At 35.2% G+C, this 16366-nt stretch carries 7 protein-coding genes; 3 read left to right on the top strand and 4 right to left on the bottom strand.

All coding sequences use genetic code 11. The features are described from left to right. Positions 1–18 precede the first annotated feature (18 nt). The 3 genes from ASF10_RS09650 (at position 19) to ASF10_RS09660 (ending at position 12125) form a co-directional block, all read left to right on the top strand. Complete coding sequence (locus tag ASF10_RS09650; protein WP_056248217.1) at positions 19–3150, top strand: T9SS sorting signal type C domain-containing protein; 3132 nt, start codon at positions 19–21, stop codon at positions 3148–3150. Between the two features lie 485 nt (positions 3151–3635). Then, the gene (locus ASF10_RS09655) at positions 3636–8105 is read left to right on the top strand and encodes a T9SS sorting signal type C domain-containing protein (RefSeq protein ID WP_056248220.1); all 4470 of its coding nucleotides are present in this window, start codon (positions 3636–3638) and stop codon (positions 8103–8105) included. 168 nt (positions 8106–8273) lie between these two features. Then, the gene (locus tag ASF10_RS09660) at positions 8274–12125 is read left to right on the top strand and encodes a T9SS sorting signal type C domain-containing protein (protein WP_241774938.1); all 3852 of its coding nucleotides are present in this window, start codon (positions 8274–8276) and stop codon (positions 12123–12125) included. A gap of 55 nt (positions 12126–12180) precedes the next feature. On the opposite strand, the gene ASF10_RS09665 is transcribed toward ASF10_RS09660, so the two are convergent. The 4 genes from ASF10_RS09665 to ASF10_RS09680 all read right to left on the bottom strand — a co-directional run bounded on the left by ASF10_RS09665 (position 12181) and on the right by ASF10_RS09680 (position 16246). After that, entirely contained in the window at positions 12181–13062 is an 882-nt protein-coding gene (locus ASF10_RS09665; RefSeq protein ID WP_056248222.1) for a cupin-like domain-containing protein, read from the bottom strand. An 81-nt stretch (positions 13063–13143) separates the two neighbouring features. Further along, positions 13144–14232: a biotin synthase BioB gene (gene bioB, locus ASF10_RS09670; protein ID WP_056248961.1), complete on the bottom strand. Its 1089-nt coding sequence runs from the start codon at positions 14230–14232 to the stop codon at positions 13144–13146. A 167-nt stretch (positions 14233–14399) separates the two neighbouring features. Then, the gene (locus ASF10_RS09675; RefSeq protein WP_056248226.1) at positions 14400–14837 is read right to left on the bottom strand and encodes a hypothetical protein; all 438 of its coding nucleotides are present in this window, start codon (positions 14835–14837) and stop codon (positions 14400–14402) included. 479 nt (positions 14838–15316) lie between these two features. Further along, positions 15317–16246, bottom strand: coding sequence for a bifunctional riboflavin kinase/FAD synthetase (locus ASF10_RS09680; protein ID WP_056248228.1), 930 nt, complete (start codon positions 16244–16246; stop codon positions 15317–15319). Positions 16247–16366: the final 120 nt, after the last annotated feature.

Here is a 16366-nt window from a genome sequence, read left to right on the forward strand (position 1 = left end):
TCTTAAATTCCTACTATTATGAGACGAAAATTACTATTACTCGCCTTTTTTTCTATTTTTTATTCCTGGTCTCAGACCACTAACACATTTACAAATAATGGTTCATTTGTCGTTGCGGCAGGGCTTACCTCTTTAACAGCAGAATGTTGGGGAGCCGGAGGATCCGGAGGAGGAAATGATACAAGCACTTCAGCAGGTGGTGGCGGTGGCGGTGGTTACAGTAAAGCTACAATAACTATAACACCAAATACAACAATAAATTATTTGGTTGGTGCCGGAGCAACAGGTACTACTGCAAGTGGTATTGCCGGAGGAGCATCAACTTTTTCAACAGTTTCGGCTAATGGCGGTGGCGCAGGTACAAGTGGTACTGGCGGTGCTGCGGGTATTGGTGGCGCAGCAGGTACAGGTACAACTTTTTCCGGAGGGAAAGGATCTAACGGAAGTCTTGTCCTCGGATTATTATTTTCTGGTGGCGCAGGAGGTGGTGCAGGAACCGCCTCAAATGGTAACGATGCAGCCGGTGTGGCTGGTGGAGTTGCTGTTACAGGAGCAGGAGCCGGAGGTAATGGTGCAACTTTAGCAGGAGCCGGAGGTAATGGCGCTACACCAGGCGGTGGTGGTGGCGGAGGTCTGGTTTTGCTGGGAATTGGTAATAACAAAGGCGGAAATGGCGGAAACGGCCAGATAAAAATAACATACACATGCCCAACTTATAGCATTACTGGTGCAACTGCGGCAAATGCTTGTGCTACAGATGGAAATTCTATAATCACAGTAACTGGAAATGCAGCAAATTTACCTGTTGGTACTTATACAGTAACTTATAATCGCAGTATTCCTGCAATTACCGGATTAACAGCAACAATGACTGTTAGTACAGCAGGAACTGGAACATTTACAGCTGTTGGTTTAACCACTGTAGGATCTAGCAATATCACTATTACAACAATAGCTTCAGGAACTTGTTCTTCTACTATTTCAGCAACAAATGTTGCGACCGTTACAATCTCAGGAGCAAGTGCTGGAGGTACAGTTGCTGGAGGTACAACAATCTGTAGTGGTCTTACTAGTGCTTCATTGTCATTGAGCGGACAAACTGGAACCGTTACAAAATGGCAATTTTCAGTAACTCCTTTTGCTGTTTGGACAGATATTGCAAGTACAGCAGGACTTACATCTTATACTTCTGGAGTTCTGACACAAACAACTCAGTTTAGAGCTGTAGTACAAAACGGACCTTGTAGTGTGGCAAATTCTACCTTTACAACTGTTACTGTAAATCCTTTACCGGCAGCGCCAATTATAGGGACAATTACATTACCTACTTGTGCTGTTCCTACAGGAACTGTGGCTTTAAGCGGATTACCATCTGGCGGAGTTTTGACCATGAATCCTGGTGCTATTGTAAAACCTTACAGCGGTACAACAGCAAGTGTTACCGGACTTTCTGCTAATACTTATACTTTTATTGTTAGTAACGGAAGTTGTACTTCTGTGAGTTCAGCCAATGCTGTAGTACCCGGAATCGTTACAAATACTTACACAACTTCTTGGTCGAACGGAACACCAACTGCTGATCAAAATATTATTTTTGCAGGAAATTTTACATCAGCCGGAGCAGGAACAGGAGATATAACTGCTTGCAGCTGTACTATAAATTCAGGAGTAAATGTTTCTATTCAGTCCTTTGATACTTTAACCCTGACTAATGCCTTGACAAATAACGGAGGAACTATAACTTTTCAAAATAGTTCCAGTTTACTGCAAACTACAAATGCTGTTAACGTAGGTAATATTGTTTATAAACGTACGGCTTCAAACGTTCGTCTCGCTGATTTTGTTTATTGGTCTACACCAGTTAATCCGCAAAAATTAGTAGATGTTTCACCTTTAACCTTGTTTGATAAATATTTTGGATTTGACGGAACAAATTGGGTAGGAACAAATGCAAATTTAAGTATGGTAATTGGTAAAGGGTATATCATTCGCGGCCCGCAAACCTACTCAACTACAGTAGGAGCAGATTATACAGCATCGTTTATTGGTGTGCCAAACAACGGAAATGTATCTGCTGAAACCGTACAAACAGGTAATCTTTATTTAGTAGGAAACCCATATCCTTCAGCCTTGAAAGCAGAAACCTTTCTGGGAGCAAATACATTTTTAGACGGAACTCTGTATTTTTGGACACATAATACTGCAGTTGTTTTTGGTCCCGGATATCAATACAATTCAGGTGATTATGCAAGTTATAATTTGAGTGGTGGAGTAGGAACTGCTCCTGCACCTAGCGGAAGTATTCCCGGAAACAATAACAATACACCTTCAGGAAGAATTGCTGCCGGTCAATCATTTTTTGCAACAGCAAATGGTCCGGGAACTATTGCATTTACAAATGCAATGCGAATAGGAGGGAATAATAATAATCAGTTTTTTAAACAAGATAATTCTGCAAAAGCAACAGATGCCGAAGCGCATCGTATTTGGCTGAATATGACAAATGAAGAAGGAGCTTTCAAACAACTGTTAGTAGCATATATCGATGGTGCTACAAATGATTTTGAAAACAGATACGACGGTAAAAGTTTTGACGGGAATCCATATTTAGATTTTTATAGCGTAAACAACGAAAACAATTATGTAATTCAAGGGCGCTCATTGCCTTTTACAGATACAGATTTAGTACAACTTGGATACAGAAGTACTATTGCAGGTGATTTTACCATTGCAATAGATCATGCCGAAGGAGGTTTAAATAACAGAGCTATTTATCTTGAAGATAAAGTAGCTAATGTTGTTCATGATCTTCAAGCCAGCAATTATACTTTTTTTACAGGAACTGGAACTTTTGCAGACAGATTTGTTTTACGCTATAACAATTCGACATTAGGAGTTATAGATAATGAATTGATTAATCAGGATTTGACAGTCTCAGTAAGTAATAAAATAATTACAATAAATGCTGCCGAAAATGAAAATTTAAGCACCGTTTTTATCTATGATTTGTCCGGAAAATTGATTTATAAAGAAACCAATATTTCAGATAACATTTTAAGAATTAACAATTTAAAAGCTAGTAATCAGGTCTTATTTATAAAAGTAATTTCAGACACTAACGAAGTCAAAACAAAAAAGATAATTTATTAAATAATTCACTTTTGAGTTAAAAAAATCCATTTATAGATCTATAAATGGATTTTTTTATGTAAAAGATTAAAAAAACAGGGTTTGAAAAGTAAGTTTTTATATCTGAAATAATTTTAAATTTATCAAAAAGATGCATTTCATCGGATATTTGTGTTGTTTGTCGGAAAAGAATCTTTTTCAAAAAAAAGACTTGTGAAACACTCTTTTTTATACTTTATTTGAAGTGAAATTTCTTAAAAGAAGAATTTACTTTCTTTCAAGTGTTGAAATTTAAATAGTTATCTTTTTGATGTAATTGAGGTATGTTTTGCCGGTTTTATTTGAAAATTATTTTGTAAATAAATACTTTCAGATAAGCAGAAAATGTTTTAGAAATTAAACATGCAAGACAATGGTGATGGAAAATAGTAAAGTATTAAATAACAGCACTTTGGTTTTTTAAGAAAAATACATATTCCAAAAACAAAATAAACACCAATACCTGTATGATTCAAAAACTACTTTTGTTCGTTCGTTCGATCTTTTTACTGAAATTTAATTCTTTTTCTTCTTCGGAAAGATCTTTTGCTCCAAATGTAAAATTGCTTTGTTTGGGAATGTTTTTTGTTCTTTCAAACAATTATGCACAATGTGCCTATCCAGGTGGAGCTACTGTTGTTGGTTCAGCTTATACTTTCTGTATTGACGGTACCAATACTTTTAATACTCCAACTATTAATGCTGGCAGATATGTCTTAGTAAATGTAATTCAGGGATATCGATATACATTTAGTGTTGGAGATGCCTGGACAGCTGGTGGAAATGCAAATCGTGAAACTTTAACAATATTTGACGCTTCAAATAATTCGGCTTTAGCTGGTGGTTATAATATTGGAACGACTGGTACTAGTATTTCTAATTGGCCGTCTCCAATTTCGGGACAAATAAAAGTTTTGCTTTCTAAAGATTGCGGAACAGCTGGTTCGGGAGGTGCATTAACATTAACGTTGAATTCTTCTACTAATACTCTCGATGACCAAACGATTGCAGGAAACAATGTATGGAGAGGGCATATATACAATTTTACAAGTGGCGTACCTCCGGGAGGAAGTTCTCCGGCAAATCCGGCAAATACAAACCCATTTGCAAGTGCGCAATACGTTGGATATAATGATTTTGGTTCAGAAACAATACCCACATCACTTAATTTTGGTGGTAATACGGCTTGTTTTCCTGTTTATTCAAATGGTACACAACTCGCAAATATTTATACAGAACAATTTGCAGTAAGATCCCGCATGAAATCTACAAGAGCAGCAGGTTGTTATTTAGTAACCATAAAAGGAGATGATGGTGTGCGTTTGTATGTTGATAATGTACTTGTCTTTGATGAGTGGATACAACAAAGTGCTGCAACGTACTCAAGTTTACTGGTTTATTTAAATGGAAATTCGGATCTTATATTAGATTATTACGAAAATGATGGGGCTAACGAACTTAGTTTTAGTATAACTCCTTTTTCTGCATCATCAAATACGGTTACTGTACCTGCTGCAACAACAGTTTGTAGCGCAACTTCTCCTGGTCTTTTAGATGGTTCTTCTTACCCTTATAACGGTTCTACTGCAAATAAAACAATAAAATTTCAATGGCAATCAGCTCCGGATGTTTCAGGAGTTCCTGGTACATGGTCAAATATTGCATCAGCAACAGCAGAAGATTATACTCCGGGAGCAATAACTACAACGACAACTCCTAACGTTACATGGTACAGACGTACTGTTTCTGCAGCGGCATCAAATGCCTCTTCTTGTACTTATAATAGTAATGAATTTGCTATAACTACTCGTGCTGCAACTGTAGGAGGAACAGTTACTGGAGGAGCAACAATATGCTCAGGAACACAGCCCGGAAATCTTACTTTGGCTGGAAATACAGGTTCTGTTACAAAATGGCAAAAAGCAAATAATGCTGGTTTTACCGTAGGTCTTACAGATATTGCAGTTACATCAAATACACTAACAGGTGCTACAATTGGAAACTTGACTGCTACGACGTATTTCAGAGCAGTAGTTCAAAATGCAGGTTGTCCAGCAAATTCCAGTTATGATACTGTCACAGTTACTCCGGTAAGTGTTGGAGGTACAGTTTCTGGAAGTAGTTCAGTTTGTGCAGGAACTAATAGTACGGTATTAACTTTAGCAGGAAATACAGGAAGTGTTGTTAGATGGGAATCCTCTACAGATAATTTTGCATCGGTAATTACGCCAATAACAAATGCAACTGCAACATTAACAGCAACAAATGTTTTAGTTACAACTTATTATCGTGTAGTAGTACAAAACGGAACTTGTCCTGTTCAAACTTCTTCGGTAGGGTCAGTAATGATTACAAATCCAGATGCAACAGGAGTTTCAATTTGTCAGGGAAGTTCAGGTTCTCTAACATCTTCGGCTAGTTGTGGAGCAGTTGCACAAACACCATCAACTGCTTCAGGATCAGGTGGTATATCTAATGCTACAAATTATGGAGGTGCAGGTAATACAAATATTACTGTAAATTTCCCGGCATTACCAGCTGGTGCAGTGGTAACAGGTACTAATATTATAATAAGCTTTAATTCGCTAGGTAATTCCTGGAAAAGTGAGTTACTGGTTAGAGCAACACCTCCTGCTGCATTTGGTGCAGCACAGTCTGATTTAAATCCAGCTCCTTCTTCTACGGCTAATAATACCCCAGGTAGTGTTTCTAATCTACCATTAGGAACATGGGGAACAGGAAATCCGGCAGGTAACTGGTTATTTGAATTCAAAGAAAGTTTTGATGATAATGGTACTAATCCGGATGCGAATATTACAAATATTACAATTACAGTTAATTATACTTTGCCAGGAACAATAGATTGGTATACTGTAGCTTCAGGAGGAACAAAAATAGGATCAGGATCTCCATTTAATCCGGTTGGAGTTGCAGGTTCAGGTCTTGCAAATACAAATACTGCTGGTACAACATCTTACTATGCAGCTTGCTCGGGCGATTCAGGTTGTAGAACAAAAGTTGATTTTGTTATTAATAGCACAACGGCTCCAACGGTATCAACGACTCAGCCAACATGTTCAGTAAATACAGGAACTATTACAGTTAGCTCACCAGCACCAGGTCCAGGAATTACTTATAGTATAAACGGATCAACTTATACAAATACGACAGGAGTATTTACAGGAGTAGCTGTAGGACCATATAACGTTACTACTAAAAATAGTTCAGGATGTACCTCTTCGGCGACACCAGTAAATATTAGTTCTGCTACTGTTAAAACATGGACAGGTTCAACCAGTACGAATTGGAATGTTGCAGGAAACTGGAGCCCAAGTGGTGTACCATCAGCTGCAGATTGCGTTGTTATACCAAATGTTACGAATAAACCAATTATTACCGGAACAGGAGTAAACGGTTTTGCTCAAGTACTTACCGTAAATAATAATTCGTCTTTGACTGTAAATAGTGCAAATACTTTAACAGTTACAGATGGTATAACGGTAGTAGGACCTCTAGGGGCATTAGTATTCGAAAACAATGCAAGTTTAATTCAGGTAAATGATAGTCCTGCTATTAACACAGGAAACATAAGTTATAAACGTATTAGCCCGCAAATTCGAGTGGGAGATTTTACATATTGGTCAACTCCGGTAAGTCCTCAAACCTTATTTGATGTTTCTCAGGAAACACTATTCGATAAATTTTTTGGATATGATGGAGACAACTGGGTAGGGACAAACTCAAGTACAGTAATGACTGTAGGTAAAGGATATATTATTCGTGGTCCTCAAAGTTTTTCAAGAACAGTAAGAGCAGATTATTTAGCGACTTTTATAGGTGTGCCAAATAACGGAAACCTTTTTGGAGAAACATTGGCTGCAGATAAAGCTTATTTAATAGGGAATCCTTACCCGTCAGCTTTAGATGCGAAGAAATTTTTAGATGCAAATCTTTTCTTAAACGGTACTCTTTATTTCTGGACTCAAAATACAGCAGTAGTTTTTGCTCCTGGATACCAATATAATTCAAATGATTATGCGGCCTATAATATTACTGGAGGTACAGCAACCTATGCAGCACCTAGTGGAAGCACACCAGGAAATGATGCTCGTATTCCGTCAGGTAAAATAGCTGCAGGGCAATCATTTTTTGCAAGCACAGGAAGCAGCGGAGGAACAGTTGCTTTTAACAATTCAATGCGTTTTGGAGCTGTAGATAATACTCAGTTTTATAAACCAGGAAAAACATCTGACGATACCGAAGCAAATCGTGTGTGGTTAAATCTAACAAATGAGGGTGGAGCGTTCAAACAACTGCTTGTTGGTTATATAGACGGAGCTACAAATGAATTTGAAAACAGATATGATGGTGTAAGTTTTGATGCTAATGAATTTGTTGATTTCTACAGTTTCAACAACGGAAATAAATATGTAATTCAAGGACGTGCATTACCATTTACAGATTCTGATATTGTTCCTTTAGGATATCGTACAACAATCGAAGGAGATTTTACGATTTCGATAGATCAGACAGATGGAAGTCTGACAAGTCAAAATATTTATATCGAAGATAAAACAACGGGCAAAGTTCATGATCTGACAGCGTCTAATTATACTTTTACAACTGCAGTTGGTAATTTTACAGATCGTTTTGTTTTACGTTATACAAATAAAACATTAGGAGTTGGAGACGTAGAAAATCTGGATAGTAATGTTCTGGTTTCGGTTAAAGAAAAAGTGATTAAGGTAACTTCAACCAAAGAAGATATCAAACAAGTTACTATTTTTGATGTATCAGGAAAACTGCTTTATGACAAAAACAAGATCGCAACTACTGAAGTTCAATTGCAAAATTTACCAATAAGCAATCAGGTTTTACTAGTTAAGGTTATTTTGGAAAATGGTCATACCGTAACCAAAAAGATAATATTCAAATAAAAGTATTAAACCCTTTTTTATAGAAATCCATTCCGTTTTGCGGAATGGATTTTTTTATGAAATTATCTTAAAAACAACACTTAAAATATGTATTGCACTCGTGAATAAAAAAGCTTATAATTGCAGTTAATTCTTACAATTTATTAATTGTAATTCAATACCTGTAATTTGTTTAAAAAATTTATTCTCCCATTTATCCTGTTTGGTTTTTTTACTCAGATTAATATCTGCGCACAACAAGGCAAAGTAGATCGTACATTTAATACACTCGATAACGGATTAAACGGAGATGGTTTCGATAAAACAATACGAACTTTATCATTGCAATCAGATGACAAACTCATTGTTGGCGGTGATTATTTAAATCTTAACGGAATTCCAACTTCTTATCTAAGCCGATTAAAACCTGATGGAACCATTGACAATAGCTTTGATACAGGAACCGGTTTAAATGGTAAAGTTTACGATTCGTATATCCGGAATGAAGGAAAAATAATTGTAGCGGGAAGTTTTACTACTTATAACGGAAATAGCGCAGGAAGACTTATCCGTTTAAACGAAAATGGTTCACAGGATACAACATTTAATACTTCGACAGGAGCAACAAACGGAATCATTTATAAAGTTTGCCTTCAACCTGACGGAAAAATTATAATCGTAGGAAGTTTTACAAAATATAATAATGTTACCGTAAACAGAATTGCAAGACTTCTCTCAAACGGCGAATTAGATACCTCATTTATTACAGGTTCTGGTGCTGCTTTAAACATAACAAACGCTGAAATTTTACCTAATGCAAAAATTTTAATTTCGGGTAATTTTATATCATTTAATGGTATTGCAGTAAATAGAATTGCACGACTTTTTCCAGACGGGAATGTAGATACAAGCTTTAATATTGGATCGGGATTTAACGATGATGTTAATGCCATGGCTTCGCAGCAAGATGGTAAAATTATATTGGGAGGGAAATTCACTGATTATAACGGAACCACATCAAATAGAATTATTCGGCTTAATGAAAACGGCACAATAGATAATAATTTTTTGGCAGGATCAGGTTTATCTGCAGATGTTGTTCAGGTTATTAAAACAGATCGTGATGGTAATATTATGGTGGGCGGATCTTTTAAAGGTTTTTATAATGGAACTGAGGTAAACCGGATATTTTTCCTGAATCCGGACGGAAGTATAAAACCAAACTTTGATATTGGTTCCGGGCCTGGTTCGGCATCAGTTTTGGCGCTGGCAAATGGCAAAGAAGGTTCGTGGTATTTAGCAGGTTCATTTTCGGTTTTTGATGGTCAGAATCAGGGAAGACTTGCAAAAGTAAATGCAGATGGAGAGCATGATACAGCATATTTATCAGCCGGAATTGGTTTTGATAATGCAGTGCAAAAAGTACTGTCATTAGAAGATAAAAAAACGATGGTGTTTGGTAATTTTACTAAATTCAACGGTAGTCCAGCATCCCGAATAATTAGGCTTTTAGAAAACGGTTTGTCTGATGATACTTTTACTTCAGGACAATCAGGAGCAAATAATCTTATAAAAACCGCAGTTTTACAATCAGATAAAAAGATAATTATAGGAGGAAACTTTACAAAATATAACGAAACAATTTCTAATCGTATAGTTCGAATTTTACCAAACGGAGCAATCGATAACACATTTAATATAGGTTACGGGTTTAAAAGTCAGGTCTATGCAATTGTAATGCAAGATGAAAAGGTAATTGTAGCCGGAAATTTTACCACTTATAATGATACGCCTTCCGGAAGAATCGTGAGATTACTAAATGATGGTTCGCGTGATCCTGATTTTAACACTGGACTTGGTGCTGATGCTATAATCGAAGCTGTTTTAATTCAGCCTGACGGAAAAATTCTCGTTGCAGGAAGATTTAATACTTTCAATGGTCAGCCATTTTCGCGTTTGGTTCGATTGAATTATAACGGAAGCATTGATTGGAGTTTTAATGTAGGGACTGGTTTTGATAAAATTGTATATGCAATAGCTTTACAATCTGATCATAAAATAATTGTTGGCGGATCTTTTTTAAGTTATAACGGATTATCTCAAAAACGAATTATAAGACTTAATACAAACGGTAGTTTAGATCCCGCTTTTGATTCTGGTATTGGTTTTAGCAATGGTGATGTTTTGAGTCTCTTAGTTCAGCCTGACGATCGAATTTTGGTTGGAGGAAGTTTTTCCGGAACATATAATACCAATCCCTCTTTGCGATTAATACGTTTATTTCAATCCGGGAATTATGATGCATCTTTTCTGGCAGATCTTAATGGTAAACTTAATTCCATGAGTTTTACATCAGATCAGAAACTTATGATTGGCGGAGATTTTAATTCGATATCAGGAATTTCGAAACATAGAATTGCACGCCTGAAACTTTGCCTGGAAGCTACAATGTGGAATAGTGTTTCCTGGTCAAATGGTTTCCCGTCAGGCGGAAAAGAATTAATCTTTAAAGCAGATTATCCCAATTTAATGACCGCAGATGTTTGTAGTTGTACAATTGATGAAGGAAAGGCAGTAACGCTTTTAAGTGGTAATACCTTAAGTCTGGAATTTGATTATTCAGGATTAGGAACCTTAGTTTTAGAAGATTCAGCAAGTTTATATCAGTCAGATGATGATATATTAAACACAGGAATTGTTCATGCAAAAAGAAAATCATCTCCTATTTTAAGGTTCGATTATACTTATTGGTCATCTCCAGTTGAGAATCAGAAATTGGCTGATGTTTCTCCCAATACATTACCTGACAAATTTTTTTCTTTTGATTATGATTTAGGAAATTGGAAAGAGGAAAATCCGTCGCACATTATGATACCCGCAAAAGGATATATTATTCGTGGACCTCAGGACTTTTCGACAACAGTTTCATCAAAATTTGAAGCCACATTTAAAGGAATTCCAAACAACGGAAAAGTCATTTTGAATTTGGGAGGTATTGACATTTTCAACTTAATAGGAAATCCGTATCCATCATCTTTAGATGCTGATCTCTTCTTGTTAGAAAATAAATCAAACTTAAAAGGAGCGCTTTACTTCTGGACGCATAATACACCATATTTAAATAATCAATATTCCTCAGATGATTATGCCGTTTACAATTTGCTTGGAGGTGTTGGTACCAGAGGATCTTTATCAAAAGGCGTTAATGAAACAGAACCTAACGGAACGATTGCTTCCGGTCAGGCTTTTTTTATAGCAAGTAAAAATTCCGGCACTTTAGAGTTTAATAATAGTATGAGAATTCAGGGAAAAAATGCAACTTTTTTTAAACCCGGAAAAGAAAATAATACTTCTGCAAACGAAATTAAAAGGCATCGTATCTGGTTGAATTTTGAAAACAAGCAAGGAATCTTTAAGCAAATTTTATTGGGTTATATTCAGGGAGCAACAAATTTATATGATGAAGATTATGATGCGCAATCTTTTAACGGTAATAAATATGCAGATTTTTATAGTATAATCGAAAATGAAAATTTGGTTATTCAGGCACGTGCTTTGCCATTTATAGACACAGATCAGATTCTATTGGGATATAAAACAGCAATTGCCGGAGAATTTACTATTTCGATAGACAAAACAGATGGTGATATGAGCAATCAGCCTATTTATATCGAAGATAAAACTACCGGAATTGTTCATGATTTAACAAATAGCAATTACAGTTTTACAACCCAGATTGGGAATTTTACAGATCGATTTGTGCTAAGATATACAGATATAACGTTAGGAAATAAAGACTTTGAAAACCTTGAAAATGATATTTTAGTTGCTGTAAAAAACAAAACAATCAAAATAGTGTCATTAAAGCAAAATATCAGAGAAGTCGCTATTTTTGATATTACAGGAAAATTGCTTTACAATAAAAAGAAAGTTGAAAATACAGAACTTTCTATTCAAAACGTATCATCAGAAAGTCAGGTATTAGTAGTAAAGGTAATTTTAGAAAATGAATTTATGACAACCAGAAAAATTATATTTTAGAAATAATAAAACATAAAAAGCAGTTACGGTTTTACACCAGAGACTGCTTTTTTGATTAAGAGACCTTTCTTAAAAAAGTCTTTTCTAAATTTTCATGTGTATTCCTGATTGCTTTTTCGTTCTTATAATCAATCCATTTCTGACCTTTAAACTTTCGCATTAAAATATCAAAATGACGCATTATAAAAACATTATAAGCAGCTTTAGATAAATTGGCAATACTTTTAGGGAAAGCGCGCAAACTCATCGAGAAACCAGGCGTTAAATACTTCATATAATGCCAATAACCTTCCGGCATATATAACATTTCACCATGTTTGAGATTCGTAATATATCCTTCGGCATTTTTAAGGGCAGGGAATTTTTCATAATCCGGATTATCAAAATCAATGTCTTCCCTTGAAATTAAAGCATGCGGAACCTTATACATATATTTAGATTGGTCAGGAGCAAAAATCATACATTGTTTTTCTCCATGAAAATGAAAATGAAGTATGTTCGAGTAATCAATATCATAATGCATAAATACTCTGGCATTTTGACCACCAAAAAACAACATAGGCATTTGCTTGACTAATTTAAGTCCAATATCAGGCCATAAAAAGTCATTTCTAAGCACAGGCACTTGTTTCATTAGATTATAAAGAAAAATGCGGTAATTTGTAGGTTTAGATTCTAAAAGAGAGATATAGTCACTCATTTTCATTCTCTTGTGCGCTTCATTAAAACCTTCTTCATGATTCACAGGTCTGTCATCATATAATGGTACTGTGATATCACCTGCAATATCATTAATATATGATAATTTCCATTTATGGTAAGCAGGCCAGTCTTCGGTCAACTCTTCCACAACAACTGGAATTTGTTTTTTTACATATCGGGAAATAAAATCGGATTTTGAGATTTTTTTTACCCTTTCAATTTGCGTTAATTTCATATTTATAATAAAAAAAAATTGCTTATAACTCTGGTCATAAGCAATTTAAAAATATTTATTGATATTTATTAACTCTATTAATTAAATTTTTGATTTGATCGAAGCTTCAAGGTTTTTTTCTATCGTATGTCCCGGTCTTGACCATTTTGGTTTTTCTCCCAGCGAAGTAAATTGAGAATCTGCTGCTTCAACAGTTTGTGGCTGCGAAACTTTTACAAATGGTTTTTGCGGAATCAATCCTAATAAGTCAAACATTTTCATGTCTTCCTGTACATCAGGATTTGGTGTTGTAAGCAATTTATCTCCGGCGAAAATAGAATTTGCTCCGGCAAAAAAGCACATCGCTTGTCCTTCACGGCTCATATTTGTTCGTCCCGCAGATAAACGTACTTGTGTATCTGGCATTACAATTCTTGTAGTTGCCACCATACGGATCATTTCCCAAATCTCTACCGGTTTTTCTTCCTCCATTGGCGTTCCTTCAACAGCAACCAAGGCATTTATGGGTACAGATTCAGGTTGTGGATTTAAAGTCGAAAGCGCTACAAGCATTCCCGCTCTGTCCTCGATACTTTCTCCCATTCCAATAATTCCTCCACTACAAACCGTAACATTCGTTTTACGAACGTTTTCGATAGTTTGCAGACGATCTTCAAAACCGCGAGTCGAAATAACATCTTTATAATATTCTTCAGAAGTATCTAAGTTGTGATTGTAAGCATATAAACCAGCTTCTGCCAAACGTTGCGCCTGATTTTCGGTAATCATACCCAAAGTACAGCAAACCTCCATATCCAGTTTATTAATAGTACGAACCATTTCTAAAACCTGATCAAACTCTTCGCCATCTTTTACATTTCTCCAGGCAGCTCCCATACAAACACGAGATGATCCGCTTGATTTTGCACGCAAAGCCTGAGCTTTTACCTGACTTACACTCATTAAATCATTGCCTTCAACTCCGGTGTTATAACGCGCAGCTTGCGGGCAATAACCACAATCCTCCGGACAGCCTCCGGTTTTAATAGAAAGTAAAGTAGAAACCTGAACCACATTAGGATCGTGTTTTTGTCTGTGTATTGTTGCTGCTTCATACAGCAAATCCATCATAGGTTTATTATATATAGCGATTATCTCGTCTTTAGTCCAGTTGTGTTTTGTAATGCTCATGGAAAAATTGTTTTTTGATGCTTCAAAAGTAGTTAAATAGTTGTAATCACCAAATGCTGAATCCTGTAAATGAAATTTTGAGGCGATTTTCCTAAAAACAAAAAACTCTAAAAACATAGAATTTATTTCGTATGATTTTAGAGCTTAAGAGTTTATGATTTTGAATATTAATCGGCTATATATTTGTTGTTCCAATACAGCATCATCATCAAAGTAACAATTACAGAAGAGGCGAGTCCCTCAAAAAGTAAGCAAATACAATAAGTAGGTACAGACGGATTTCCTCCAAACATAAAGGTTTCTGATAATGTTTTTACGTAAGCATCTCCTCCTCTTGCATAGCTGTAAACCAGTAATCCAAAAACGCTCATAGCCACACCAACTACAGAGGTTGCCATTGCAGAAACTGCATTCGATACAAAATTGGTTTCTCCTTCATGAAGATTCATTTTCATGGTCCTGTTTACTCCGTAAAATATAAAAAACACATTCAGGGTACGCAGATAGAATAAATCAGCTAAGCCTAAAAGATTCATCAATAAAAAATAAATTCCTATTCCCAGGAATATCAAAAAACCGTTGGTTATTTCTTTAGGTAATTTCATAGTGGTTATTTTTAAAGAAGTTAATAGTAAATATTTGATAAACAGAGTTCTATATCAAATTTACTAAAAAAATAACTACGATGATTTAAAAATGTTAAAAAGTGTACAGAGTAATTTTAATTAAAGAGTAAAGAAGAAAGAGTAAAGAAGAAAGATTAAAGATTAAAGGGGAAAGAATAGAAATTGAAAAAATATTACCTCAGAAGTTTAGTCCCTACGGGACATTTGTTTAGGCGCGATATGGTTTGCTACCAACATTTAACTCCTAGCGGAGTAATTTTGACGAAGATCTGCTAGTAAAGATGTAAAATTATAACCTGATGCAAATTATCTTCTATTAATAAAAGTTCTTAAGTAAAATATTTCGTAGAGATTATATCTTGGTAGAAAAAAAATGACAAACGCGATATTTTGTCCCGTAGGGACTACACATTTTCATAAACGATAATTGAATTATGTTTCGCTAAAAAATAAATATTTTATAACTGGCTCACAAATGCCAAAGCATCTTCTTTGTCCTGATTTAATTGGGATTTAAGCAAATCTATTGATCCAAATTTTTGTTCCTCACGAAGATATTGCAATAATGAAACTTCAATTTTTTGACCATAAATATCAGCATCAAAATCAAATAAATTCACTTCGATAGTTTGGTTTTGCCCATTTACAGTAGGATTAAAACCAATATTCATCATTCCGTAAACTTCCTTTTGATCAATAAGGGCTTTCACGACATAAACACCAACTTTTGGAATTAATTTATATTCTTCGTCAATCTTGATATTTGCTGTAGGAAATCCAATTGTTCTTCCTAATTGTTTTCCTTTTACAACTTCGCCCGATAAAAAATATGCATAACCCAGATATTCATTGGCTAAAGCCATATTTCCTTCGTTTAAAGCTTTCCTGATTTTGGTCGAACTTACAGAAACATCCTGAATTTCCTGAGCCGAAATTTGTTCGACTTCAAAACCATATTCAGCTCCAAAAGCAATTAAATCATCAATATTGGCAGTTCTGTTTCTTCCAAAACGGTGATCGTGACCAATAATTATTTTTTGAATATGAAATTGATCGACTAATATTGAATGCACAAATTCTTCAGCGGTTAATCTGGAAAAACTTTCGTTAAACGGATGAATAACAAGGTTTTCAATTCCGGTTGCTTCAAGAAGTTTTGTTTTTTCAGAAATAGTATTCAAAAGTTTTATTTCTGATTTTTCCTGTAAAACCATTCTTGGATGCGGAAAAAAAGTAAGCACTAAACTTTCATATTTTCCGTTTTCTGTGTTTTGAGTAATTCGCTCCAGAATTTTTTTATGACCAATATGTACGCCGTCAAAGGTGCCAAGAGTTAAAATCGTTTTCTTGGTTGACTGAAAATCGTTTATAGAATGAAAGAGCTTCAAAACAAATAATTTAAGATGGTGCAAATTTATACTATCTATTTTAAATTTAATGCTAAGCACAATTGATTTTTTAAGAAGATTATGTTTCTTTTTGTAAAAATGAATCCACTCGTCGACAAA

Origin of the sequence: Flavobacterium sp. Leaf82 (assembly GCF_001422725.1) — a bacterium.
Taxonomy (GTDB): Bacteria; Bacteroidota; Bacteroidia; order Flavobacteriales; family Flavobacteriaceae; genus Flavobacterium.